The 21,792-nt window shown below is 63.1% G+C and carries 29 protein-coding genes; 21 read left to right on the forward strand and 8 right to left on the reverse strand.

Features of this window, described 5'->3' with window-relative positions:
• The 4 genes from J5Y21_RS09375 to J5Y21_RS09390 form a co-directional block, all read left to right on the forward strand.
• On the forward strand, positions 1 to 241 hold a 241-nt coding region (locus tag J5Y21_RS09375), incomplete at its 5' end, for a hypothetical protein (RefSeq protein ID WP_210574905.1).
• On the forward strand, positions 238 to 672 hold the full coding sequence (locus J5Y21_RS09380) for a hypothetical protein (protein WP_210574907.1): 435 nt from the start codon (positions 238 to 240) through the stop codon (positions 670 to 672). The genes J5Y21_RS09375 and J5Y21_RS09380, both read left to right, overlap by 4 nt.
• A 19-nt stretch (positions 673 to 691) precedes the next feature.
• Positions 692 to 1,423 (forward strand): hypothetical protein, encoded by a 732-nt coding sequence (locus J5Y21_RS09385; RefSeq protein ID WP_210574909.1) that lies wholly within the window; start codon positions 692 to 694, stop codon positions 1,421 to 1,423.
• 28 nt (positions 1,424 to 1,451) lie between these two features.
• Positions 1,452 to 2,837: a hypothetical protein gene (locus J5Y21_RS09390; protein ID WP_210574911.1), complete on the forward strand. Its 1,386-nt coding sequence runs from the start codon at positions 1,452 to 1,454 to the stop codon at positions 2,835 to 2,837.
• Positions 2,838 to 2,862: 25 nt separating this feature from the next.
• Here J5Y21_RS09390 and J5Y21_RS09395 read toward each other — a convergent pair whose 3' ends face one another.
• Positions 2,863 to 3,519 (reverse strand): DUF1707 domain-containing protein, encoded by a 657-nt coding sequence (locus J5Y21_RS09395; RefSeq protein WP_210574918.1) that lies wholly within the window; start codon positions 3,517 to 3,519, stop codon positions 2,863 to 2,865.
• Between the two features lie 299 nt (positions 3,520 to 3,818).
• On the opposite strand from J5Y21_RS09395, the gene rpsL reads away from it, so the two are divergent.
• From rpsL to J5Y21_RS09420, 5 genes are all read left to right on the forward strand, one after another.
• Positions 3,819 to 4,190: a 30S ribosomal protein S12 gene (gene rpsL, locus J5Y21_RS09400; protein ID WP_076598032.1), complete on the forward strand. Its 372-nt coding sequence runs from the start codon at positions 3,819 to 3,821 to the stop codon at positions 4,188 to 4,190.
• Between the two features lie 6 nt (positions 4,191 to 4,196).
• On the forward strand, positions 4,197 to 4,664 hold the full coding sequence (gene rpsG, locus J5Y21_RS09405) for a 30S ribosomal protein S7 (RefSeq protein WP_210574927.1): 468 nt from the start codon (positions 4,197 to 4,199) through the stop codon (positions 4,662 to 4,664).
• Between the two features lie 209 nt (positions 4,665 to 4,873).
• On the forward strand, positions 4,874 to 6,997 hold the full coding sequence (gene fusA, locus J5Y21_RS09410; RefSeq protein WP_210574929.1) for an elongation factor G: 2,124 nt from the start codon (positions 4,874 to 4,876) through the stop codon (positions 6,995 to 6,997).
• 390 nt (positions 6,998 to 7,387) lie between these two features.
• Complete coding sequence (gene tuf / locus J5Y21_RS09415) at positions 7,388 to 8,578, forward strand: elongation factor Tu (protein WP_210574931.1); 1,191 nt, start codon at positions 7,388 to 7,390, stop codon at positions 8,576 to 8,578.
• Between the two features lie 103 nt (positions 8,579 to 8,681).
• Entirely contained in the window at positions 8,682 to 10,775 is a 2,094-nt protein-coding gene (locus J5Y21_RS09420) for a TerD family protein (protein ID WP_210574933.1), read from the forward strand.
• Positions 10,776 to 10,915: 140 nt separating this feature from the next.
• Here the strand turns inward: J5Y21_RS09420 and J5Y21_RS09425 are convergent, their stop codons facing one another.
• Positions 10,916 to 11,914 (reverse strand): hypothetical protein, encoded by a 999-nt coding sequence (locus J5Y21_RS09425; protein ID WP_210574935.1) that lies wholly within the window; start codon positions 11,912 to 11,914, stop codon positions 10,916 to 10,918.
• A 41-nt stretch (positions 11,915 to 11,955) separates the two neighbouring features.
• Between J5Y21_RS09425 and J5Y21_RS09430 the strand changes: the two genes are divergently transcribed.
• Complete coding sequence (locus tag J5Y21_RS09430; RefSeq protein ID WP_210574937.1) at positions 11,956 to 12,705, forward strand: hypothetical protein; 750 nt, start codon at positions 11,956 to 11,958, stop codon at positions 12,703 to 12,705.
• Here the strand turns inward: J5Y21_RS09430 and J5Y21_RS09435 are convergent.
• Genes J5Y21_RS09435 through J5Y21_RS09460 form a run of 6 tightly spaced genes read right to left on the reverse strand, consistent with a single transcriptional unit; the run spans position 12,702 to position 15,982 of the window.
• On the reverse strand, positions 12,702 to 13,262 hold the full coding sequence (locus J5Y21_RS09435; protein WP_210574943.1) for a hypothetical protein: 561 nt from the start codon (positions 13,260 to 13,262) through the stop codon (positions 12,702 to 12,704). The genes J5Y21_RS09430 and J5Y21_RS09435 overlap by 4 nt on opposite strands.
• Positions 13,259 to 13,831: a DUF6286 domain-containing protein gene (locus J5Y21_RS09440; protein ID WP_210574945.1), complete on the reverse strand. Its 573-nt coding sequence runs from the start codon at positions 13,829 to 13,831 to the stop codon at positions 13,259 to 13,261. Before J5Y21_RS09440 ends, J5Y21_RS09435 begins: the two co-directional genes overlap by 4 nt.
• Entirely contained in the window at positions 13,828 to 14,910 is a 1,083-nt protein-coding gene (locus tag J5Y21_RS09445) for an Asp23/Gls24 family envelope stress response protein (protein ID WP_210574951.1), read from the reverse strand. The genes J5Y21_RS09440 and J5Y21_RS09445 overlap by 4 nt, the downstream gene beginning before the upstream one ends.
• Positions 14,910 to 15,110, reverse strand: coding sequence for a hypothetical protein (locus tag J5Y21_RS09450; RefSeq protein ID WP_210574954.1), 201 nt, complete (start codon positions 15,108 to 15,110; stop codon positions 14,910 to 14,912). The genes J5Y21_RS09445 and J5Y21_RS09450 overlap by 1 nt, the downstream gene beginning before the upstream one ends.
• Before the next feature lie 54 nt (positions 15,111 to 15,164).
• Entirely contained in the window at positions 15,165 to 15,482 is a 318-nt protein-coding gene (locus tag J5Y21_RS09455; RefSeq protein WP_210574955.1) for a hypothetical protein, read from the reverse strand.
• Positions 15,483 to 15,484: 2 nt separating this feature from the next.
• A complete protein-coding gene (locus J5Y21_RS09460; protein ID WP_210574957.1) occupies positions 15,485 to 15,982 on the reverse strand; it encodes an Asp23/Gls24 family envelope stress response protein in 498 nt (165 codons plus the stop codon).
• 632 nt (positions 15,983 to 16,614) lie between these two features.
• Here J5Y21_RS09460 and rpsJ point away from each other — a divergent pair.
• From rpsJ to rpsQ, 11 genes are read left to right on the forward strand one after another with little or no spacing between them, the layout of a single operon-like run.
• A complete protein-coding gene (rpsJ, locus tag J5Y21_RS09465) occupies positions 16,615 to 16,920 on the forward strand; it encodes a 30S ribosomal protein S10 (protein WP_003848085.1) in 306 nt (101 codons plus the stop codon).
• Positions 16,921 to 16,934: 14 nt separating this feature from the next.
• Positions 16,935 to 17,588 carry a 50S ribosomal protein L3 gene (gene rplC, locus J5Y21_RS09470; RefSeq protein ID WP_210574960.1) on the forward strand — a complete coding sequence of 218 codons (654 nt, stop codon included), beginning with the start codon at positions 16,935 to 16,937 and terminating at the stop codon, positions 17,586 to 17,588.
• Positions 17,585 to 18,274 (forward strand): 50S ribosomal protein L4, encoded by a 690-nt coding sequence (gene rplD, locus J5Y21_RS09475; protein ID WP_210574962.1) that lies wholly within the window; start codon positions 17,585 to 17,587, stop codon positions 18,272 to 18,274. The genes rplC and rplD overlap by 4 nt, the downstream gene beginning before the upstream one ends.
• On the forward strand, positions 18,274 to 18,576 hold the full coding sequence (gene rplW / locus J5Y21_RS09480) for a 50S ribosomal protein L23 (RefSeq protein WP_210574964.1): 303 nt from the start codon (positions 18,274 to 18,276) through the stop codon (positions 18,574 to 18,576). Before rplD ends, rplW begins: the two co-directional genes overlap by 1 nt.
• Positions 18,577 to 18,618: 42 nt before the next feature.
• Positions 18,619 to 19,455: a 50S ribosomal protein L2 gene (gene rplB / locus J5Y21_RS09485; protein WP_210574967.1), complete on the forward strand. Its 837-nt coding sequence runs from the start codon at positions 18,619 to 18,621 to the stop codon at positions 19,453 to 19,455.
• Positions 19,456 to 19,471: 16 nt separating this feature from the next.
• Positions 19,472 to 19,747, forward strand: a complete 276-nt coding sequence (gene rpsS / locus J5Y21_RS09490) for a 30S ribosomal protein S19 (RefSeq protein WP_005286746.1) — start codon at positions 19,472 to 19,474, stop codon at positions 19,745 to 19,747.
• A gap of 3 nt (positions 19,748 to 19,750) precedes the next feature.
• A complete protein-coding gene (gene rplV, locus J5Y21_RS09495; protein WP_210574969.1) occupies positions 19,751 to 20,107 on the forward strand; it encodes a 50S ribosomal protein L22 in 357 nt (118 codons plus the stop codon).
• Positions 20,108 to 20,110: 3 nt separating this feature from the next.
• Positions 20,111 to 20,854 carry a 30S ribosomal protein S3 gene (rpsC, locus tag J5Y21_RS09500; protein WP_210574971.1) on the forward strand — a complete coding sequence of 248 codons (744 nt, stop codon included), beginning with the start codon at positions 20,111 to 20,113 and terminating at the stop codon, positions 20,852 to 20,854.
• 5 nt (positions 20,855 to 20,859) lie between these two features.
• The gene (rplP, locus tag J5Y21_RS09505; RefSeq protein ID WP_210574973.1) at positions 20,860 to 21,276 is read left to right on the forward strand and encodes a 50S ribosomal protein L16; all 417 of its coding nucleotides are present in this window, start codon (positions 20,860 to 20,862) and stop codon (positions 21,274 to 21,276) included.
• Complete coding sequence (gene rpmC, locus J5Y21_RS09510; protein ID WP_210574975.1) at positions 21,276 to 21,509, forward strand: 50S ribosomal protein L29; 234 nt, start codon at positions 21,276 to 21,278, stop codon at positions 21,507 to 21,509. The genes rplP and rpmC overlap by 1 nt, the downstream gene beginning before the upstream one ends.
• On the forward strand, positions 21,509 to 21,772 hold the full coding sequence (gene rpsQ, locus J5Y21_RS09515; protein WP_210574978.1) for a 30S ribosomal protein S17: 264 nt from the start codon (positions 21,509 to 21,511) through the stop codon (positions 21,770 to 21,772). The genes rpmC and rpsQ overlap by 1 nt, the downstream gene beginning before the upstream one ends.
• Positions 21,773 to 21,792 lie beyond the last annotated feature (20 nt).

The raw sequence follows: 21,792 nt of genomic DNA on the forward strand, positions 1-21,792 counted from the left end.
GCCCTCGATGGAACAGTGGCCGGCACTGCACCCCACCGAGCAGCCTTCGGCACAACCTGCGCCGGGCCAGCAGCAGCCTGCGCCGGGCCAGCAGCAGCCTGCGCCGGGCCAGCAGCAGATGCCGGGCCAGCAGTACCCGCAGTACCAGCCGCAGCAGCAACCGCACAATGACAACCCGTACGCGTCGCCCTACAAATTCGATCAGGGGGCCGCGCCGCGAGAAGAAGGGCCGCAACGATGACGAACGGCATGAACCCAGGAGCGCAGCCAGGCTTCGGGCCCGGTGGTAATGCACCGCAGTTCCCGCAGCACGCCAACCCCGCGAACCCGGCCCAACCGGCGCAACCCGCAGGCGGCTTCGGGCAGAACCAGTTCGGTGGGCCGCGCCCATTCCAGCAGCCTGGTCAGGTCGACCCGTCTCAGATGAGCACGGATGAAGCGGACACCATCGCCGCCGCCCGCGACGAGAAGGTGCAGGAGACTGAGCAGCGACGCTCCCGGATTTGGAGCAAAATCCTCGGTGTCATCGGCCTTGCTCTGCTGATTGCCTTCATCGCAATCGTGGCCTGGACGTTCATCCCCGATCCGCCGCTCGACCCCACTGCGGCACCGCTGCACGTGGCAGATATCCACCTCAATGCACTGGGCGTTGTGCCCGTTCAGGACCTGTAGGAAAACGAGGTACGAGAAAATGACCCGCGAAAACCCCACCGCAGCTGACCAGTACGACTTCACCGATGTCGCGCCATTCGCAGCGCTGCCGGACGCCCCGCAGCCGTCACATGAGCAGCCGCGCCAGGCAGCGCAGCCAGTGCAGCAAGTTCAGCCAGCGCAGCCAGTGCAGCCGACGCAAGCAGAGCCGCAGACGGAAGTGATCAAGGCACAGTCGCCGGGCGCATCCACGCCAGGATTTGCGCTTGGTGCGCCGGCAGGCGGGAGCACAGCCGCTGACGTTGGGGGAGCGACGGCACAGGCGCGGTCGCAGGCCCCGCAAACACCGCAACAGCAGGAGCGCTACGAGTCGACCCCGTACGGCACGCAGCTGGGCGGGGCGACGCGCAATGAGGAGCAGCGCTACGAATCGAACCCGTACGGCGGCGGCAGCTACGAACAGCGCGCGGAGCAGCGTCCGGCGCTGGGTGGCGCAGGGGCTGAGCGCTCGCGTGTTCAGGACACGCCGGAGCCGCGGCGAGTTCCGCAGACGACGGCGCGTGACAGCGAGGCATATGGCGAGGCGTACGGTGAGCCTTACGGTGATGCGCAGCAGCGCCAGCGGAGCGAGGCGCGCACCGGTGCGGAAGGCAAGCAGGGCGGGTCCAAATCGGGGCTGGTCATACTGGCGGCGATCTGCGTCGTGCTGTTGATGATCTTCGTGCTGGGACTGCTCATCCTTCTGAACGTGGTGCCCTTCCCGGGTCTTTAAATCGGTCTTGCCAGATTGAGGAGGTGCTATGGCGGACAACCAGAACTCGATCAACTACTTCGGGCTCCAGGACTGGTGGGGTGGACTCACCGACATGGACCGGACGATTCTGGACGAGGTCTTCAAGCAAAAAAGCCGGCACGGCCAGAGCATCCTCAGCGCGCCAGCAGAGCGGTCCATTGACGTCAGTTTCCTGTCCGATTTGCTCATTTGGGTGAGCAAGAACCCGGAGCTGCAGGGAAAAATCATCGATAAGCTAATGGAGCGTTACGCGCACCTTCCCGCACCTGACCAGCTTGACGACGACGCACTGATCGACCTCCACCACGCGCAGATCCGCGTCATGAACTACTTCTACGGGCAACGCAATTACGCCTCGCACGCCCTCGACATGACGTTGCGGATCGCGCAAGACAACGTCAATATCGAAGCGCGCGTCCTGCGTGCCAAGCGCGAGCGCATCAAACGTGGCGCGTACCGCAAAGCCAGCGCACTGGAGAAGAAAGCGGAAGAAGCAAGCAGCAAGGGGAACATCCAGGAGGCTGCGAAACTGCAGCTCGAGGCGCGAGAGAAGCGCATCAAAGGCGCGCACGACAGCTCTGCCTACAGCGAGGAGCACCCGTGCTTCCGCCAAATGGCGATCATCGCGGAGAAGAACAATGACCTCCTGCTCGCGTACCGCATCGCGCTCGACGCGCGCAGCGCAGGCTGGATCGACCGCAACGACGACTGGACGCGCCGCATCAACCGCCTCGCGCCGAAGCTCGGCAACAGCGAAGACAGCGGGCCGTTCGGTGGCTACTTCGGCGCATTCAACCTCTCCGGCTTTTTCAAAAATGAGTTCACGCCCGACGAGCAATCACGCATCATCGACGAGCTCACGGCAAAGCATCCGCTTATCGACGGCACCGCCGAGCCCGATGGCCACACCGCTCGCACCGCCCTCGCCCTTCTGGCGGAAACCGTCACCGCAGTACTCGGTGCCGATAACGGAGCCGTCGTCGCCCACCTGGACAACATGCAGAAGCACTTGGAGCGGTACGCGGGCGACACCGACGGCGACGCCTGGGAGCGCCACCTCACCTTCGGCCGGAACTCGATGATCTGCTTCGCTGTTGTCCAAGGACGCGCGAAAATACCGTGGTCCTGGGCAAACGGCATCGACCCGATGCTCTTGATGCAGTGGTACACCACCAGCGCCCTGGCCTTCGAAAGTGCGGCGCGCAGCGATTTCGACGCGAACCACTCCGGCAACGCCGACACCGTGCCCACCCACCCCGCGCGTAGTGCCATCCTCTTCCTCACCGAAGCGTTGGGGAACGACGGGGAGATCGAACCCGTCGCCGCCGAATCGCGTGACGACGGCTGGGCCGGCCCCTGGGACGCCGTCATCGCCCGCCACCGGGAGGACTAGCCCTCACGGAGAGAATCCGGCGCTATCAGACGCGTGCTCCTCGCGCCGCGCGGGTAATGCCTACTCCACCCATCAGACCCAGCCCGCGGACTCGGACGATGGGGGCGCTTGCTGGGATGTCGTCGATACGCAATGTGCACGACGGGTGGTCCGTGACGCCGAATCCTCCCATGATTCCGAAGCCCTCGCTAATGACCCGGACATCTTCGGGTACGACGATCTCGATGCCGCCCATCAATGCGACGGCGGTGATCACCGTTTCGTGCGAGGAGAGCGTCGCTTCACGTAGGTCGAGGTAGTTGCCGCCCATCATCGCGAGTGACGTGTGGTGGCGTGCGATGTGCCACGACCCATTGCTCGTCGAGCCACCCATTACTGCGAAGGAGAAAGCTGAACCGCCCTGGTGCGGGACAATCTCCATGGTTGGCTGAGTGCGCGGAGTCGCAGTCACCTGCGAATCCGGCTTTTTGCTGTCGGGGACCGCCACGTCGGCGGTCAAATGTTCCAGTTCGTCGGCATATGTGGCCTGCCAAACCTGGGCGGTGCGTTCGTCAAATTCCGTGATGTCGATCTGGCCGTCAGCCAGAGCCTCAGTGAGCAGATTGGCCGTGGCCTGGCGGGCAGCTGAACTCGCGCGCTTACGCGGCAGCTGCGCTTCTGAGCGTTCAATCTCGGACGACATGTCCTGAATATACCAACTGGCTGCGCAATTCTCCCTGCAAACGATGATTGGCACTTTCGCGGCGCGGCGGTCATTGCCGAGGTCCGATTTGCTTTTGCGATGGCGCGGCGTGTAATTTCTCTACCGATTCCGCCCCGCGTGCCGGGGTAGGGAAACCATTGAACTCCACGCACCCTCCGGGGCAGCGAAGGTGAGTTCATGTGAAAACGGCAGGGCCCCGAAGAAGAGCCCCCATTTTTGCATGTTTGACCACCTTTCCAGCCCAGGGGAGTGCGACCCCCGAACAAGAAAGAGTTGGTATGCCAACTATCCAGCAGCTGGTCCGCAAGGGCCGTCACGACAAAAGCAAGAAGGTGGCGACTGCTGCGCTGAAGGGCTCCCCGCAGCGCCGCGGCGTGTGCACCCGCGTGTACACCACCACCCCGAAGAAGCCGAACTCTGCTCTCCGTAAGGTCGCGCGTGTCCGCCTGACCTCCGGCATCGAGGTCTCCGCCTACATTCCGGGCGAAGGCCACAACCTCCAGGAGCACTCCATGGTCCTCGTCCGCGGCGGCCGTGTGAAGGACCTCCCGGGTGTTCGCTACAAGATCATCCGCGGCGCACTGGATACCCAGGGCGTCAAGGACCGCAAGCAGGCTCGCTCCCGTTACGGCGCGAAGAAGGGACAGTAAAGAACAATGCGTAAGCAGCAAGCTCCGAAGCGTCCCGTTGTCAAGGACCCGGTTTACGACTCCGAGCTGGTCACCCAGCTGATCAACAAGATCCTCCAGGACGGCAAGAAGTCCACCGCACAGCGCATCGTCTACGGCGCGCTCGAGATGTGCCGCGAGAAGACCGGCACCGACCCGGTCGGCACCCTCGAGAAGGCACTGGGCAACATCCGCCCGGACCTCGAGGTCCGCTCCCGCCGCGTCGGCGGTGCGACCTACCAGGTCCCGGTCGAGGTCCGTCCGGGCCGCTCCACCACCCTCGCCCTCCGCTGGATGGTGACCTTCACCCGCCAGCGCCGCGAGAACTCCATGACCGAGCGCCTCGCCAACGAGATCCTGGACGCATCCAACGGTCTCGGCGCATCCGTGAAGCGCCGCGAGGACACCCACAAGATGGCAGAGGCAAACCGCGCCTTCGCCCACTACCGCTGGTAGTTCCCCGCTGCAACGTACCCGGCGGGGGTGTTCTTTGGTTGCCCCGCCGGATACCGGCACGAAGTTTCAGAGACTTCGTAATGCCAGATCAGCGATAAAGTGGCAGAATCGACCAAGGAAAATATCCGCCAAGGCGTCTTCGGCCGCCCCGTGAGAAACGGGGGATACGGCTTATGGGCGTCGACGACAAACGAGTTGGGGTACACAACGTGGCACAAGAAGTGCTTAAGGATCTGAACAAGGTCCGCAACATCGGCATCATGGCCCACATCGATGCCGGTAAGACGACCACGACCGAGCGCATCCTCTTCTACACCGGTCTGAACCGCAAGGTCGGCGAGACCCACGACGGTGGCGCGACCACCGACTGGATGGAGCAGGAGAAAGAGCGCGGCATCACCATTACGTCCGCTGCCGTGACGTGCTTCTGGAACAACAACCAGATCAACATCATTGACACCCCGGGCCACGTCGACTTCACCGTTGAGGTCGAGCGTTCCCTGCGTGTCCTCGACGGCGCAGTCGCCGTCTTCGACGGCAAGGAAGGCGTTGAGCCGCAGTCTGAGCAGGTGTGGCGTCAGGCCGCGAAGTACGACGTTCCGCGTATCTGCTTCGTCAACAAGATGGACAAGCTCGGTGCAGACTTCTTCTACACCGTCGGCACCATCGTCGACCGCCTCGGCGCGAAGCCGTTGGTCATGCAGATCCCGATCGGCGCCGAGGACGACTTCGACGGCGTTGTCGACCTGCTGCAGATGAAGGCCCTCACCTGGCGCGGCAAGACCGAGATCGGTACCGAGGCTACCGTCGAGGAGATCCCGGCTGACCTCCAGGAGAAGGCTGAAGAGTACCGCGAGAAGCTCCTCGAGACCGTCGCAGAGTCCGACGAAGAGCTCATGGAGAAGTACTTCGGCGGCGAAGAGCTGACCATGGAGGAGATCAAGGGCGCCATCCGCAAGATGACCGTCAACTCCGAGGTCTACCCGGTCTACTGCGGTACCGCTTACCGCAACAAGGGCGTCCAGCCGCTGCTCGACGCTGTCGTCGACTTCCTGCCGAACCCGCTGGACGTCGGCGAGGTCAACGGCACCGCTATGGGCACCGGTGAGCCGATGACCCGTAAGCCGTCCGTCGAGGAGCCGTTCTCCGCTCTGGCGTTCAAGATCGCCGTTCACCCGTTCTTCGGCAAGCTCACCTACGTGCGTGTCTACTCCGGCCAGGCTATCCCGGGCGAGCAGATGCTCAACTCCACGAAGGACAAGAAGGAGCGCGTCGGCAAGCTCTTCCAGATGCACGCGAACAAGGAGAACCCGGTCGAGCACGCTGATGCCGGCAATATCTACGCGTTCATCGGCCTGAAGGACACCACGACCGGTGACACCCTCTGCAACCCGGACCACCCGATCATCCTGGAGTCCATGGACTTCCCGGACCCGGTGATCCAGGTCGCCATCGAGCCGAAGACCAAGGCCGACCAGGAGAAGCTGGGTACCGCTATCCAGAAGCTCGCCGAAGAGGACCCGACCTTCACCGTCAAGCTTGACGACGAGTCTGGCCAGACCGTCATCGGCGGCATGGGCGAGCTCCACCTCGACGTCCTCGTCGACCGTATGAAGCGCGAGTTCAAGGTCGAGGCGAACATCGGTTCCCCGCAGGTCGCCTACCGCGAGACCATTCGCAAGAAGGTCGAGTCCCTCGACTACACCCACAAGAAGCAGACCGGTGGTTCCGGTCAGTTCGCGAAGGTCATCGTCACCGTCGAGCCGTACGAGCCGGACCCGGAGACCCTGGAAGAGGGCGAGTCCGCAACCTACAAGTTCGAGAACGCCGTCACCGGTGGCCGCGTCCCGAAGGAGTACATCCCGTCCGTCGACGCTGGTATCCAGGATGCGATGCAGTACGGCTTCCTCGCCGGCTACCCGTTGGTCAACATCAAGGCCACCCTCGAGGACGGCGCCTACCACGACGTCGACTCCTCCGAGATGGCGTTCAAGCTGGCAGGTTCCCAGGTGCTCAAGGAAGCCGTCGCTAAGGCGAAGCCGGTTCTGCTCGAGCCGATGATGGCCGTCGAGGTCGTCACCCCCGAGGAGTACATGGGCACCGTCAACGGCGACATCAGCTCCCGCCGTGGCCAGGTCTACGCCATGGAAGACCGCTCCGGCGCCAAGGTCGTCAAGGCAAAGGTCCCGCTCTCCGAGATGTTCGGCTACATCGGTGACCTCCGCTCCTCGACCGCAGGCCGCGCGAACTTCACCATGGTGTTCGACTCCTACGCCGAGGTCCCGAGCAGCATCGCTCAGGAGATCATCGACGAGCGCAACGGCAACGCCTAAAACGCGAAGCCTCACGGTGCTCCCCTAGATCCTCCGTGCCACTAGGGGAGCGCACGGCGCCGCGGTAGCGGTCGAGCTGAGAGCCTCACCAAGTGAGACTTTGAGCCGGCCGTTACCACTAGGTGGGTCCACGCCACGTGGGTCGCCCGAAAGACCATGAGGAGGGGCCTGAAACCCTCCCCGTCATGGTTTGAAAAACGGCGTTAACAAATCTAGGATCATGTAACTGGCACATTGTGAAATGGCCATTGTTTCCATGCCCGACGCACCGGTAAACCACCCCCGAAGGTGGGACACGGTGGACCGCGTGCTAGGAAATGAAAGCAAGGCAGAAGTAAATCCACGTGGCTGCGAGAGTCGTAGTCACATGCACGTCCAGGAGGACAAACAGTGGCAAAGGAAAAGTTCGAGCGCTCTAAGCCGCACGTGAACATCGGCACCATCGGTCACGTCGACCACGGCAAGACCACCACCACCGCCGCTATCACGAAGGTGCTGGCTGACCAGTACCCGGAGGAGAACAAGGCTTTCGCTTTCGACTCGATCGATAAGGCTCCGGAGGAGCGCGAGCGCGGCATTACCATCAACATCTCCCACGTGGAGTACAACACCCCGAAGCGCCACTACGCTCACGTTGACGCCCCGGGCCACGCCGACTACATCAAGAACATGATTACCGGTGCTGCTCAGATGGACGGCGCGATCCTCGTGGTTGCTGCTACCGACGGCCCGATGCCGCAGACCCGCGAGCACGTGCTGCTCGCCCGCCAGGTCGGCGTCCCGTACATCCTCGTTGCACTGAACAAGTGCGACATGGTCGACGACGAAGAGATCATCGAGCTCGTCGAGATGGAGATCCGCGAAATGCTCGCAGAGCAGGACTACGACGAGGAAGCTCCGATCGTCCACATCTCCGCTCTGAAGGCTCTCGAGGGCGAGGAGAAGTGGGTCCAGTCCGTCGTGGACCTCATGCAGGCTTGCGACGACTCCATTCCGGATCCGGAGCGCGAGACCGACAAGCCGTTCCTGATGCCGATCGAGGACATCTTCACCATTTCCGGCCGCGGTACCGTTGTTACCGGCCGTGTCGAGCGTGGTGTCCTGAACCTCAACGACGAGGTCGAGATCATCGGTATCCGCGAGAAGTCCCAGAAGACCACCGTCACCTCCATCGAGATGTTCAACAAGCTTCTCGACACCGCTGAGGCTGGCGACAACGCCGCTCTGCTGCTCCGTGGTCTCAAGCGTGAGGACGTCGAGCGTGGCCAGGTCATCATCGCACCGGGCGCTTACACCCCGCACACCAAGTTCGAGGGTTCCGTCTACGTCCTGTCCAAGGACGAGGGCGGCCGCCACACCCCGTTCTTCGACAACTACCGTCCGCAGTTCTACTTCCGCACCACCGACGTCACCGGTGTTGTGAAGCTGCCGGAGGGCACCGAGATGGTCATGCCGGGCGACAACGTCGACATGTCCGTCGAGCTCATCCAGCCGGTCGCTATGGACGAGGGCCTGCGCTTCGCTATCCGCGAGGGCTCCCGCACCGTCGGCGCTGGCCGCGTCACCAAGATCCTGGACTAGTCTCCGACTAGCTTCCTAGATCAGCCGCACCTCCTCTGTGAGGTGCGGCTTTTTTATTTTGTTGGCAGGAGCTTCAACGCCCAGAGATCTAAAATCGTGTGGCATGACGCAACCGCCGTTTGACCCCGTCGCCATAGAAGTTTCCGCAGATGCCCGGCCACGGCTAGCTGAGATAGCGCTCCGCCGACGCAACCTGCTCCATGTTGTGCCGGGGTCTTCATCTCCGGACCAGGTTCACACGTGCCTGTACGAGCTAGCGTTACTCGGGTTCCGGGTCGAGGACGAGGATGTCGACGCATTGGCGGCGGCAGACCCCCAATCGCTGCGCGATGTGGTCGCTGCAGCAAATGAGATCACCGGTCAGAGCAAGGCCAAGAAAACGACGCTGCACCCCGACTTCAGGGCAACCGTTCCAGGATTGTCCGACGATGAGTTGATGCTCTCCGCCGTATTGCATTACGTCTACGGCTCCGCCGGCTACCAATGGTTGCCACCTCGCCCGCCCGCGGAGGTGATGCAACGAGAACCTCTGCAGGTGCGCACGTTGCGTCCGGTGCGGACAGGGAACGGGGCGGACATTGCGTCGATAAGCGAAGCGCTCGTTGCATCCTCCCAGCCGTATTCAGACGTCGATGCGGCGGATGTGCGCACCTTGAGCCCATTCGTGCCCGCAGCCGTTGACGTGCCCATCCGCGAAAACCTAGCTTTTCTCGCGGCGATCCGGGCTGGCGGCCACGACTGGACACCGTTTCTGAAAACACCAACGGATGTCCTCCGCCTCGCCAGCGAGTTAAGCGGTGGGTCGCGCAGCCTCGGGGAGAACACCCGGTTCCGCCTCCGTCGGGCAGACCGCCGCCGCGTCATGGCGGCTTTGGAGGATGTGCTGCAGCGGGGTGAATGGACTGAGCACCTCTACGACGTGCAGCGGAACATAGAGCGGTGGAAGCGACTGTTTCGCGCCCTGCACCCCCAGGAATACCGGTGGGCGGAGCGAACAAACGCTATGCGCGACCTCGTCCACGGCAACGGCATCGATATCGGCCCAGCGCGCGAACACCGCATTGAGCAGCTTGTCGCCGCAGGCGATATCGATGCGCTGCTCCCGCTGCTCGCGGAGAATCCCGGCGATTTCGCTCGCCGCCTTCACGCTCTCGTACGGCATCTCCCACAACACCGGAACGCTATCGTCCAGACGTTCCGAACAATTGCCCCACAAGTGGCGCCTCGTGTGCTCGTGCAGATGTGGAATTTCTTCAACTCGGAACGCATGCAAACCATGCCCTACCGCGTCGTTCTGCCGCGCCGGGCCGGAAGTGGCACGTCATTCATCCTGAACACGCTTTCCCTGGACGAGGACTACAGCGATATCGTCGCCGCGGTGGAATACGGGCTGTCCGGGCGCCTTGCCGGAAGATCCTTCTTCTTCGACGAACCGTTCCCCTCCGCCTCCCAACGCCTGGCTATCCCGTTGGGTCTGCGCAGCGCGTCGAGCGGCACCCGGACAGCGGGCCGCGGCAGCCGTATCGCGCTCGGGGATAACCGCTACATGCGCTTCTTCCTGCATTGGCGCAATAAGCCGGAGCGGTCCGTCGACCTCGATTTGACGGCGTATTTTGCCAGCGAAGACGGGAAGAAAGAACGCCATATTTCGTACACATACCTTCGCGACGAAGAGACGGGAGCGTTTCATTCCGGTGATCTGACATCCGCGCCGAACGGGGCCGCAGAGTACATCCAGCTGGACATCGAGGCAACGAAAGCCGCAGGCTACCGCTATCTCGTACTCCTTGGGTATGCGTATTCGGGTGGGCCTTTCGACACGGTCCCCGAGGCCCAGATCGGTGTAATGACGAACAGGACCATCTCGGCGGGGGAGGACTTCGAAGCCAGCGAGGTGATCGCGCGGATCGACTTGACTGCAAAGTCGAACTACGCCACGGTCGCCGTCATCGACCTGGAGCGCCGCGAGCTCGTGTGGGTGGACTGGAACACCAAAGTGCACGCGAACGCGCCGATCAACACCGAAACCACACGAACGGAAACGCAGGTCTTGCTCGACAACGTGCGGGGCAATGCCACGATGAGCATCGCCACCTATATTCGACTTGCAGGCGGAACGCTTCTCAGCGAACCAGCCGACCCTTCCCACACCCTCGACCCATTCCACACCGAAGAAGTTCTGAAACTCTTGAGCTAGAATCAGTGGCAGCACTCCGGCCATGAGTGGGCATCCTTCACCCGTTCTTGAGATTGTTCTCAAATACCGCACACTCGCCATCCGGGTGCTTTCATTTTGCACTTTGCGGGTTGAGGCGTTTGCCCGCGCTGCAATTGCCACTAGGTTTTCGGCTTCGCGTTAATCCACGATCCGGTGACGGATCCGTCGGCGTGCACAGCGCCGCTCCACGAGTAGTGGCGGGGCCACCGTGTGAGAAACGGGATCAATCGAGTAAGCACCCAGGCTGCGCCTCGTTGCTTGACACCGCTCCACGATTTGTCAACGGACCAGGTCATGTCGGTCCCGGTGTTGCCGGGCGAGAGCATGACGGTCCCGTTCATAACGTGATCTTCACCGACGGTGAGACTCCACCCAATAGTTCTGCTTCCACGACTCGGCAGTTGGCTGACCGCGGGAAGGGGAGGGGTGAAGTGAATTTCGACGGGGAGGGACCCGTCCGTGCGTCGCACAGCGTGAAGGCGACCGTGGCTGTCGATGTCCGCCCCCGGATCGTCGCCACGCGTGCAGTCGGCTCCGTCGGGCATGAGATCGACAGCCAGGGACCCGCGCGCTGCTTTGAAGCTGACTGCGCGCCGTCCACCCCACAGGAATGGCAGCTTCTGCGGGATCAGGGGAATTCCATCGAACGAGGCCTCAAAGTCGAGCGGCTGTCGAACGAAACTGAACTCGCGCATGTACGGAAAGAACAGGCCGGTCGGCTCGGCGATGGCGGCCGCGGGCGGTGCCATGAAGTCGAATCCGCTCCACGGTCTCGGCTGGCGGGCGTGCCACGCGAGACGGTGCCCGTCGGCGGTGAAAGCGATGTCGATGGCGATGCCGCCTTCACCCAGCTCGAATGTTTGAGCGCTGAATTCAGCCGGCGCGTTATGCGCGATGGGGCCGCGGAGCGGGATGTCGACGGGCTCGAGTTGCAGGTGGGGTTCCCAGGCGTAGTTGGTGGTGCCGTCGGCGAGACAGTACGCGACGCGCACTCCGCACGCGCCAGCGTTGTCGCGCACGTATTGCGCTTCGAGGAAGGTGACGGGTGAGCCTTCAGCAAAGTCGCAGGGCGCGAGGCGAAGCAGGGACGTATCGACGTCGAGCGCTACTGGCCACATGCCTTAATTTTATCGTTTGCGACCCGCGTAAGCTGGGCAATGTGCATGACCCCGCTCGTATACCGCGTGTTCTCGATCAGCTTCGCCGAACGTGGGAGGGACAGCCGGATCTACCGTTGGCGACCCTCTTCGGCATCTTGGCCAACCGCGGCGCGGGCTGGGGCACGACGGACGAGGAACTCGAGCAATTGCTTATCGACGAATCCTTCGCCCACCCCTCCGACCTTCCCCGCGCCCAGGATGGACGCGTGTCAGACGATGTGCTGGTAGAGACTGTCTCTCCCGCGCATCGTGTCACGCTGACTGCGGCCGGGGATGTCGTGGTGCGCTCTCTCGGGGATCGTGACCGGCAGCCGAGCGTGTGGCAGTACGACTCGGTTCGTCCGACGGGGCCCGGACGGATGCTCACGATCGCAGACAGCGAAGGCATGGAGCATCGCCTGGGAGTGGTGACGCTGATTTCCCGCATTGATAGCACCGCCACCGGTAGCGTCACCGGCTCTGGCACTGGCAGCGGACAGGACACCCCAGCCGCAACCAGCATCGACGGCCTGGCGCGCGACGAGATCGGCAATTCCGTCTGGCTCGTCCTCCTCGCCGGCGGCGTTCGGATGCTGATTACGCAGCGGCTGCACCTCTGGCAGGTCGACAAACGCACGGTGACGAAAACAACGCACGCCTGGAACCAGGTCGTGCGTTGTCGTATGGGAGAGAATTTCGTCTACGAGACCGCGGGTGGGGAAGCAGTGACCATGGGGGAGGTAGTCAAGCTCCTGCTCGTGGAGAGCTAAGCAGCGACCTTGTCGAGGTGCAGCTTGAACACCGTGTCGATGTCCATCGTGTCGACCGCGTCGCGGAAGTCCGCGTCGATCGCTTCGACGAACGCCACGACGGTCTCCAGGTCGTAATCCGGGTTGGCTGTGACGGTGAAGGTAGCGGTCGGACGGTCGCCGACGTAGGCGACGGACTGCTTCGCCTGCTTCACAATCTCAGAGCGCTCCGCGTGGTTGCACGCCGCTTGCGCAACACGCGCCACATTGACGCGGGTGTCGCCCAAGTCCAACGCCGCGGTGCCGATGAATCGGTTGCTGAACCCGCGGTTGCGGATATTCGGCATGATCATCCACAGGCCGAGAATGATCGCACCGATCATCGTGCCCACGAGCGCCACCGTGTACCAGTTCATGCCGGGCACGTCAGTGAGCAGCGAGCGGTTGATGCCGCGCACGAACTCGGAGACGTAGGGGATATCCCAGTACAGCGCGGCTGGAATGAGTCCGCCGGCGAGCAGGAGAAGGCCGAGCAGGAAGATGATCAGCCGGTCGAAGAATGCCAGTGTGCGTGTCATGCCAGCTCCTTCGCTTGGGTTGGGCGGTGAATGTTGACGCGGACTTGCGGGGTCTGCGCGAGGCGTTGCATTTCGCCGCCGAGGACGTCGGTGAGGCGGTGGTCGAGATCGACTGAGCCGTCGTCTTCAACGTCGACGGTGAGCTTTTTACGCGTGGCCCGGGACGCGATATTGGCGCGGCCGAGCTCGTTGCGCGCCGACGCGGTGGCCTTGCGCGCGACGTCGACGGGGCGCATCCAGATGGAGGAGGCAGAGTCGACGCGCACGTAGCGGCGCGGACGCGGCTTCAACGCGGCGATGATCAGCCAGAGGCCGACGAGCGCGACGACGATGCCGACTGCGACGCCGACCGGGTTCACGGCTGCGGTGCCGAACCACTCGAGCACGGGGCGCACCCAGGAGTTCTGCGGATCGTTTTCTTGGTAGCGGTACCACAGGTCGCGCCCGATGACGCCGGAGAGGGCGAGCAGCACCAGTCCGAGGAGGATGGTGAGCCACCGGACCGACGGGTTGCCTTTGGGTTCGGCGCCGGAGCGTGGGCCGGTGAATTCGTGGGTGGGGCGGGTCACGGTCGCTGCACCTCCTTGTCGGGGCGGATTCGCACGGTTTGCGTGGAGTTGCCGATGGGCTTTTCGAGGGCGTCGTCGTCTGCCCGGTCCGGGTTGATGGTGATCTCATCGAGCGGGCGCTGCGGAGGCAGCTGCGGGCTCACGACGTCCAGGAGCGGAACGGTGATCGCGCGGAGCGGTTCGGGCATTGGCTTGACGACGTCCACATGGTGCGGCCTCCGCACCTCGATCTGCGTCAGCGGGCGCTGCGCCGGCAGGGACACCGGAGTGAGCTGCGACGGGCGTGCGACTTCGACTAGACGCAGTGGTGTGGGTGCGGGTCGCTCCGCGGGAATGCGGGGCGCAATGCGGTTCACGTCGATCGTGCGCAGCGGCGCTGGGGCAGGTGCGCTCACGTGGCGCAGACGCACAGGCTTTTCGACGCTGACCGCGCGCAGCGGTGCCGGATCCGGACGCTCCGGAGAAACGGGGCGGACCGGTTCTGGGGTTTCCACTGTCGTCACGCGACGTGGCTCCGGTGCTTGAACCGGCTGCGGGTGCGGCGGGAGCGGTGTGGTGATGTGGCGGATCTGCATCGGGTCCGGGGTATGGACCGAGGTCAGCTGGTTGTAGGTCGAGTCGTCGACGACGATGTCGGCGAGCCTGACCGGTGCTTTCACCTGCGGCGAGAAGACCTTCGACCTGGCGACGCGGATCGTGGCGGGCGCGATGCCCGTCGGGTGGTGCAGCAGGTCGTTGCGGGTCACGCGCTGGCCCAGCGCCATGGATTCGGCGTCCACGACGACGATGTTGACCTTCTGGACAGCCAGTCCCGTCAAGGTCTCCACATGGGAGCCGATGGTCTCGCGGACCTCGTCGGTGATCGCACCGACGGGGGCGGGGTAGGAGCTGACGATCTCGACGTCGAGGATCACGGAGCCCCCAGGCCTGTCGATCTGGGCGTTCACGCGCGGGAAGCTGCGGCCAGCCAGGCCAGCGAGCTTCGCGTCGATGGCGCGGACACCCGGGACCGTTAGTACGGCAACTTCGCCGATCCGCTGGACGGTTTTTTCGCTAATGCGGTACGCGGCTGGATCCATTACCCACGACCCCGCCCGGAGGTGGTGCTGACGAGATCAGCCAGGTCGATGCGGCCCTCCAGCTGCGCGCCGACGACGCCGCCGATGGCGCCGAACAGGAGCGTGAAGAAGAACCCGAGCCAGCCTCCGAAGATCAGAGCGAACGCCAGAACGATACCGATGACGGCACCGAGGACGGTCTTGTTAGAGAAAATGTTCATGTGTATTCCACATTTCTTGTGCGTTGTTGATTACGCGGTTGTTCGCGCGGTTCTTTACGCAGCGTCATCGAAAACGACGTCGATGCGCGGATCGGCGTCCATGTCCGCGAAGACGGGCAGGGACGTTACCGCCGTGCGGACATCAGTCACGATCGCGGGGATCTGGCGGCGGGAGGACAGGTCGTAGGTGAGGTGCAGGGCGAGGTGGGGGACGCTGTCGTCGATAAGCTGAATGCCTTCGATCATCGCGCCACTGACCCGCAGGAACGCTTGCCCCATGCGGCCGCCGGACACTCCCGCCACACCGTCGACTGACAACGCCGCGTCACGGATGGTTTCCGCGACTTCCTGGGTGACGGAGAATGCGGCCATTCTTACTGGTCCAGAGCCTGCTGGTTGGACTGGGTGGTCTGCTCAGTCTCGGTAGCTTCCTCCGGCAGGTTCACGTCGTGGACGGTGACGTCGACGCGGTCGACGATCAGGCCGGTCATGCGGGTGATCGCGATGGTGATGTTCTCGCGGATAGCGTTAGCCAGCTCGTGGATCGCGACACCGTACTCAGCGATGACAGCGACAGCGACGTTCGCGTGGCCGTTCTCCACAGCGACGTTGACGCCCTGCTGAACATTGGTGGAAGAAGTCAGGGACTCACGCACAGCACCCCACATGCGGGCAGCGCCGCCGCCCAGGTTGTGCACGCCGGAGACCTCGCGGGCAGCGATGCCGGCGATCTTGCCCACGACGTTGTCATCGATGACGGTGGTGCCGTGCTCGGTCTCAAGAACCTCGTTGCGCGGCTGTGCCTGAGCCTCCGGGGTGGTGGAGCCGCCGGTTGCCGGAGTGTTCGGGGTGTTCTGGTCGTTGTCAGCCATGACAATCCTTTCAGGAAGTTTTTAATGTGCGGTGTCTGCGCCGGTAAGACGTACCGACGTAACACTGGCCCATCGTATGTGCAAAACTCTGGTCCGGCCACGCAGGAGCGGAAATGACACCATTTTGAGACTATTTGCCTTTTCGACGACCAGTGTGTTTGAATACCTGGGTTGCTTTAACACGGCGCATAAGCGCTGCTGGTAAGGCGAACATGACACCTTTGCACGATGAGCATCATGCTTATCGACGAAGGACCTGCGATCGAGCACAGGCCACCACCTGAGTAGGCACTCTCGAGACCGGGGACCGGAGAAGGGGCATGGCAAATAAACAGCGGCAGTACGTAAGGGCCACGTGGGTGTGGTCGTCGATAGGCGATCATGCTTTATGAAACCCCTTCCGAGCCTGACGATGGGGATCTCATCCCAGCGGAAGCACTGAACATGCGCTGTTTAGGCGCGTGCACACCTTCCGCCGATTGTCATGGCAGTCATTCGTTTGAACAGACACTGGCGTTGGCGCCGGCCCCAAACCGGACAACGTTATAGAGAAACTGAAAGCTATCAATCCCACCTCTTTTGTGGCGAGCGCGAGCAAGACACAGAACGTGGGAAGCGAGGAAGAGGTTAACGTGGCGGGACAGAAGATCCGCATTCGGCTCAAGGCCTACGACCACGAAGCGATCGACGCATCTGCGAAGAAGATCGTTGAGACGGTCACCCGCACGGGTGCCCGCGTCGTCGGACCGGTGCCGTTGCCCACTGAAAAGAACGTGTACGCCGTTATTCGTTCTCCCCACAAGTACAAGGACTCGCGCGAGCACTTCGAGATGCGCACCCACAAGCGCCTCATCGACATCCTCGACCCGACGCCGAAGACGGTTGATGCCCTCATGCGCATCGACCTCCCCGCGAGCGTTGACGTGAACATCCAGTAGGGAGAACAAGACATATGACTAACGAGATCAAGGGCATTCTGGGCCGCAAGCTCGGCATGACCCAGATCTTCGACGAGGAGAACCGGGTCATTCCGGTCACCGTCGTCGAGGCTGGGCCGTGCGTTGTCACCCAGATCCGCACTGAAGAGACCGATGGCTACTCCGCCATCCAGATCGCCTACGGCGAAATCGACCCCCGTAAGGCAAAGAAGCCTCAGGCAGGCCACTACAAGAAGGCCGGCCAGAACCCGCGCCGCCACGTGGCAGAGATCCGCATGGACGACACCTCTGCTTACGAGCTCGGCCAGGAAGTGACCGTCAATATCTTCGAGGATGAATCCTTCGTCGACGTTGCCGGCACCACCAAGGGCAAGGGCTACGCAGGTGCCATGAAGCGTCACGGCTTCGCAGGCCAGGGTGCCGCTCACGGTAACCAGGCTTCGCACCGCCGCGTCGGCTCCATCGGTGGCTGCGCCACCCCGGGCCGCGTGTTCAAGGGCACCCGCATGGCTGGCCGCATGGGCGGCAACCGTGTGACCACCCAGAACCTCAAGATTCAAAGGATCGACGGCGACTCCAACCTGCTCCTCATCAAGGGTGCTATCCCGGGTGCTAAGGGCAGCCTCGTCACCGTCAAGACCGCAGTGAAGGGCGGTGCTCACGCATGACACTGACACTCGATGTCCACACCGCTGACGGAGCCACCAAGGGTTCCGTCGAGCTCCCGGCTGAATTCTTCGACCGTGAGGCATCCGTTCCGCTGATGCACCAGGTCGTCATCGCGCAGCTTGCTGCTAAGCGCCAGGGCACCCACGCCACGAAGACCCGTGGCATGGTCGCCGGCGGTGGCAAGAAGCCGTTCCGCCAGAAGGGCACCGGCCGCGCCCGTCAGGGTTCGATCCGTGCTCCGCACTTCACTGGTGGTGGCACCGTCCACGGTCCGCAGCCGCGTTCCTACGCGCAGCGCACCCCGAAGAAGATGATCAAGGCCGCTCTCGCCGGTGCCCTGACCAACCGCGCTCAGAACGACCGCATCCACGTGGTCGAGGAGCTCGTCCCTGGCCAGACCCCGTCGACGAAGTCCGCACGCGCTTTCATCGAGCGCCTGACCGACCGCAAGTCGGTGCTGCTGGTCATCGGCCGCGAGGACGCTAACTCCCGTCTTTCCGCACGGAACCTGCCGGGCGTCACCATCCTCGAGCCGGGTCAGCTGAACGCATACGACGTGCTCAACGCCGACGATGTCGTCTTCTCTGTCGAGGCTCTGCACGACTTCGTCAACCGCGCCAACGCCGCAACCACCGAAGCCTCCGGCTCCACCGTGGTCGCAGCTGCTGAAAGCGAGGAGAACTAATGGCTAAGACCGCTAACTCGCGCGACATCATCATCGCCCCGGTCGTCTCCGAGAAGACCTACGCGCTGATGGAGCAGAACACCTACACGTTCTACGTCAACCCGAACGCGAACAAGACCCAGATCAAGATTGCCGTGGAGGACATCTTCGGCGTGAAGGTCGCTTCCGTGAACACCGTCAACCGTGAGGGCAAGCGCAAGCGCTCCCGCACCGGTTGGGGCAAGCGGAAGGACACCAAGCGCGCGTATGTCACCCTCCGCGAGGGCAGCGACTCCATCGACATTTTTGGCGGCGTCGCCTAACGGCTCCGCACCAAAAAGAGTTCGAGCAGAAAAGGAACCACTATGGCTATTCGTAAGTACAAGCCGACAACCCCGGGTCGCCGCAACAGCTCCGTTTCCGAGTTCGACGAGATCACTCGCTCGACCCCGGAAAAGTCCCTGGTGCGACCGCTCCCGAAGACCGGTGGCCGTAACTCCCACGGTCACATCACTACCCGTCACCGCGGTGGCGGTCACAAGCGCCAGTGGCGCGTGATCGACTTCCGCCGCTCCGACAAGGACGGCATCCCGGCAAAGGTCGCTCACATCGAGTACGACCCGAACCGCACCGCCAACATCGCGCTGCTGCACTACGCAGACGGCGAGAAGCGCTACATCATCGCACCGAAGGGCCTGACCCAGGGTACGGTCATCGAGGCTGGCGCTAACGCCGACATCAAGGTCGGCAACAACCTGCCGCTGCGCAACATCCCGACCGGTACGACCATCCACGCTGTGGAGCTCAAGCCGGGCGCAGGTGCGAAGCTGGCTCGTTCCGCTGGCGCGTCCATTCAGCTGCTCGGTAAGGAAGGCTCCTACGCAGTTCTGCGTATGCCGTCCTCCGAGATCCGCCGCGTGGACATCCGCTGCCGCGCGACCGTCGGTGAGGTCGGCAACGCTGACCAGATCAACATCCGTTGGGGCAAGGCCGGCCGTATGCGCTGGAAGGGCTGGAGGCCCACTGTCCGCGGTGTTGTCATGAACCCGGTCGACCACCCGCACGGTGGTGGCGAGGGCAAGACCTCCGGTGGTCGCCACCCGGTTTCCCCGTGGGGCCAGAAGGAAGGTCGCACCCGCAACCCGAACCGTTATTCCAACAACATGATCGTGCGTCGCCGCCGCCCGAACAAGAAGCGCTAAGAGGAGGTAAATTCACATGCCACGCAGCCTGAAGAAAGGCCCGTTCGTCGACGAACACCTCCTCAACAAGGTGGACGCACAGAACGAGGCTGGCACCAAGCAGGTCATCAAGACCTGGTCCCGCCGTTCGACCATTCTCCCCGATTTCATCGGCCACACCTTCGCCGTCCACGACGGCCGCAAGCACGTGCCGGTGTTCATCGACGAGTCCATGGTCGGCCACAAGCTCGGTGAGTTCGCACCGACCAAGACCTTCAAGGGTCACGTCAAGGAAGAGAAGGGGCGTCGATAAGCGATGAGTGAAACGATCACTTCCGCACACGCAACCGCGAAGTACGTGCGCACTTCCCAGATGAAGGCGAACCGTGTTCTCGACCTCGTCCGCGGCAAGTCCGTGTCCGAGGCCCTGGCGATCCTGAAGTACGCGCCGCAGTCCGTGTCCACCCAGGTGGCCAAGGTCGTCGCGTCCGCTGCTGCGAACGCCGAGAACAACTTCGGTCTTGACCCGCGCACGCTGGTCATCTCCGAGGCATACGCCAACGAAGGTCCCACGATGCGCCGCTACCAGCCGCGCGCCCAGGGCCGCGCCTTCCAGATCCGTAAGCGCACCTGCCACATCACCGTGGTAGTCGAGAGCCAGAAGGAGGCTTAAACAATGGGTCAGAAAATCCACCCGCACGGCCTCCGGCTGGGCATCACTTCTAACTGGAAGTCCCACTGGTACGCCGACAAGTCCTACGCGGATTACGTCTCCGAGGACATCAAGATCCGCGAGTACCTGAACAAGAACCTGCAGCGCGCCGGCATCGCTGACATCGTCATCGAGCGCACCCGCGACCGCGTCCGCGTGGACATCCACACGGCACGTCCGGGCATCGTGATCGGCCGCCGCGGTGCTGAGGCTGACCGCATCCGCCGCGAGCTGGAGAAGCTCACCGGCAAGATGGTCGCCCTCAACATCCTCGAGGTCAAAAACGTCGACGCTAACCCCGCTCTGGTCGCCCAGAACGTGGCTGAGCAGCTGGTCAACCGTGTGGCTTTCCGCCGCGCGATGCGCAAGGCTATCCAGTCCGCTATGCGCCAGCCGCAGGTCAAGGGCATCAAGATTCAGTGCTCCGGCCGTCTCGGCGGCGCTGAGATGTCCCGCGTTGAGCGTTACCACGAGGGCCGCGTCCCGCTCCACACCCTGCGTGCGGAGATCGACTACGGCCTGGCTGAGGCAGAGACCACCTTCGGCAACATCGGTGTCAAGGTGTGGATCTACAAGGGCGACGTCGTTGGTGGCGTGCGCGAGTCCGAGCTGAACGCTCCGGGCAATGAGCGCCGCGGCCGCGGTGACCGCCGTCCCCGCCGCGGTGGCCAGCGCCGCCAGCGCGCAGAGCAGAAGAAGGAGGGCTAAGACACATGCTTATCCCGAAGCGCGTTAAGTACCGTCGCCAGCACCGTCCGGGTCGTTCCGGCGTGTCCAAGGGCGGCAACACCATTAACTTCGGTGATTTCGGCCTGCAGGCTCTCGAGCCGGCCTACATCACCAACCGCCAGATCGAGGCAGCTCGTATTGCCATCAACCGTCACGTCAAGCGTGGCGGCAAGGTCTGGATCAACATCTTCCCGGATCGTCCGTTGACCCAGAAGCCGCTCGGCGTGCGTATGGGTTCCGGTAAGGGCCCGGTGGAGAAGTGGGTGGCCAACGTCAAGCCTGGCCGCATCCTGTTCGAAATGTCCTACCCGAACGAGGCTGTCGCTCAGGAAGCTCTGCGCCGCGCTGGCGCTAAGCTGCCGTGCAAGACTCGTATCATCTCGAAGGAGGACCAGTTCTAATGGCTACTGGAACCCCTGCACACGAGTTCCGTGAGCTCAATGATGCTGAGCTGAATGACCGCCTGAGCGCCGCCAAGGAAGAGCTGTTCAACCTGCGCTTCCAGCTGGCGACCGGTCAGCTGACCAACAACCGTCGTATCCCGGCGGTCAAGCGTGACATCGCACGTATCTACACGGTGCTGCGTGAGCGTGAGCTTGGCCTGTCCACCGTCCCTGGTGAAGGAGCTAACTAATGTCTGAAACGAACAAGGGCCTGCAGAAGCGCCGCCGCGGCTACGTGGTCTCCGACAAGATGGATAAGACCATCGTTGTCGAGATCGAGGACCGCAAGTCCCACGCGCTGTACGGCAAGATCGTCCGTAACACCAGCCGCGTGAAGGCACACGACGAGGAGAACACCGCCGGCATCGGCGACCTCGTCCGCATCGAGGAGACGCGTCCGCTGTCCAAGGACAAGCACTTCCGTCTCGTCGAGGTCATCGAGAAGGCACGCTAAAACGCTTATCGACGACCACC

The organism is Corynebacterium sp. Marseille-P3884 (genome assembly GCF_017942225.1).
In the GTDB taxonomy this organism is placed as follows: domain Bacteria; phylum Actinomycetota; class Actinomycetes; order Mycobacteriales; family Mycobacteriaceae; genus Corynebacterium.

Excerpts from the sequence above, each read along its gene's own strand:
- J5Y21_RS09460 (WP_210574957.1), bottom strand. The coding sequence starts at position 15,982 with ATGGCTGACAACGACCAGAACACCCCGAACACTCCGGCAACCGGCGGC.
- J5Y21_RS09450 (WP_210574954.1), bottom strand. The coding sequence starts at position 15,110 with ATGAACATTTTCTCTAACAAGACCGTCCTCGGTGCCGTCATCGGTATC.
- rplP (WP_210574973.1), top strand. The coding sequence starts at position 20,860 with ATGCTTATCCCGAAGCGCGTTAAGTACCGTCGCCAGCACCGTCCGGGT.
- J5Y21_RS09445 (WP_210574951.1), bottom strand. The coding sequence starts at position 14,910 with ATGGATCCAGCCGCGTACCGCATTAGCGAAAAAACCGTCCAGCGGATC.
- J5Y21_RS09380 (WP_210574907.1), top strand. The coding sequence starts at position 238 with ATGACGAACGGCATGAACCCAGGAGCGCAGCCAGGCTTCGGGCCCGGT.
- rpsL (WP_076598032.1), top strand. The coding sequence starts at position 3,819 with ATGCCAACTATCCAGCAGCTGGTCCGCAAGGGCCGTCACGACAAAAGC.
- rpsC (WP_210574971.1), top strand. The coding sequence starts at position 20,111 with ATGGGTCAGAAAATCCACCCGCACGGCCTCCGGCTGGGCATCACTTCT.
- rpsG (WP_210574927.1), top strand. The coding sequence starts at position 4,197 with ATGCGTAAGCAGCAAGCTCCGAAGCGTCCCGTTGTCAAGGACCCGGTT.
- rplV (WP_210574969.1), top strand. The coding sequence starts at position 19,751 with ATGAGTGAAACGATCACTTCCGCACACGCAACCGCGAAGTACGTGCGC.
- rplC (WP_210574960.1), top strand. The coding sequence starts at position 16,935 with ATGACTAACGAGATCAAGGGCATTCTGGGCCGCAAGCTCGGCATGACC.
- J5Y21_RS09455 (WP_210574955.1), bottom strand. The coding sequence starts at position 15,482 with ATGGCCGCATTCTCCGTCACCCAGGAAGTCGCGGAAACCATCCGTGAC.
- J5Y21_RS09385 (WP_210574909.1), top strand. The coding sequence starts at position 692 with ATGACCCGCGAAAACCCCACCGCAGCTGACCAGTACGACTTCACCGAT.
- J5Y21_RS09425 (WP_210574935.1), bottom strand. The coding sequence starts at position 11,914 with ATGTGGCCAGTAGCGCTCGACGTCGATACGTCCCTGCTTCGCCTCGCG.
- rplW (WP_210574964.1), top strand. The coding sequence starts at position 18,274 with ATGGCTAAGACCGCTAACTCGCGCGACATCATCATCGCCCCGGTCGTC.
- J5Y21_RS09390 (WP_210574911.1), top strand. The coding sequence starts at position 1,452 with ATGGCGGACAACCAGAACTCGATCAACTACTTCGGGCTCCAGGACTGG.
- rplB (WP_210574967.1), top strand. The coding sequence starts at position 18,619 with ATGGCTATTCGTAAGTACAAGCCGACAACCCCGGGTCGCCGCAACAGC.
- rpmC (WP_210574975.1), top strand. The coding sequence starts at position 21,276 with ATGGCTACTGGAACCCCTGCACACGAGTTCCGTGAGCTCAATGATGCT.
- rpsS (WP_005286746.1), top strand. The coding sequence starts at position 19,472 with ATGCCACGCAGCCTGAAGAAAGGCCCGTTCGTCGACGAACACCTCCTC.
- J5Y21_RS09420 (WP_210574933.1), top strand. The coding sequence starts at position 8,682 with ATGACGCAACCGCCGTTTGACCCCGTCGCCATAGAAGTTTCCGCAGAT.
- rpsQ (WP_210574978.1), top strand. The coding sequence starts at position 21,509 with ATGTCTGAAACGAACAAGGGCCTGCAGAAGCGCCGCCGCGGCTACGTG.
- J5Y21_RS09435 (WP_210574943.1), bottom strand. The coding sequence starts at position 13,262 with ATGACACGCACACTGGCATTCTTCGACCGGCTGATCATCTTCCTGCTC.
- rplD (WP_210574962.1), top strand. The coding sequence starts at position 17,585 with ATGACACTGACACTCGATGTCCACACCGCTGACGGAGCCACCAAGGGT.
- J5Y21_RS09395 (WP_210574918.1), bottom strand. The coding sequence starts at position 3,519 with ATGTCGTCCGAGATTGAACGCTCAGAAGCGCAGCTGCCGCGTAAGCGC.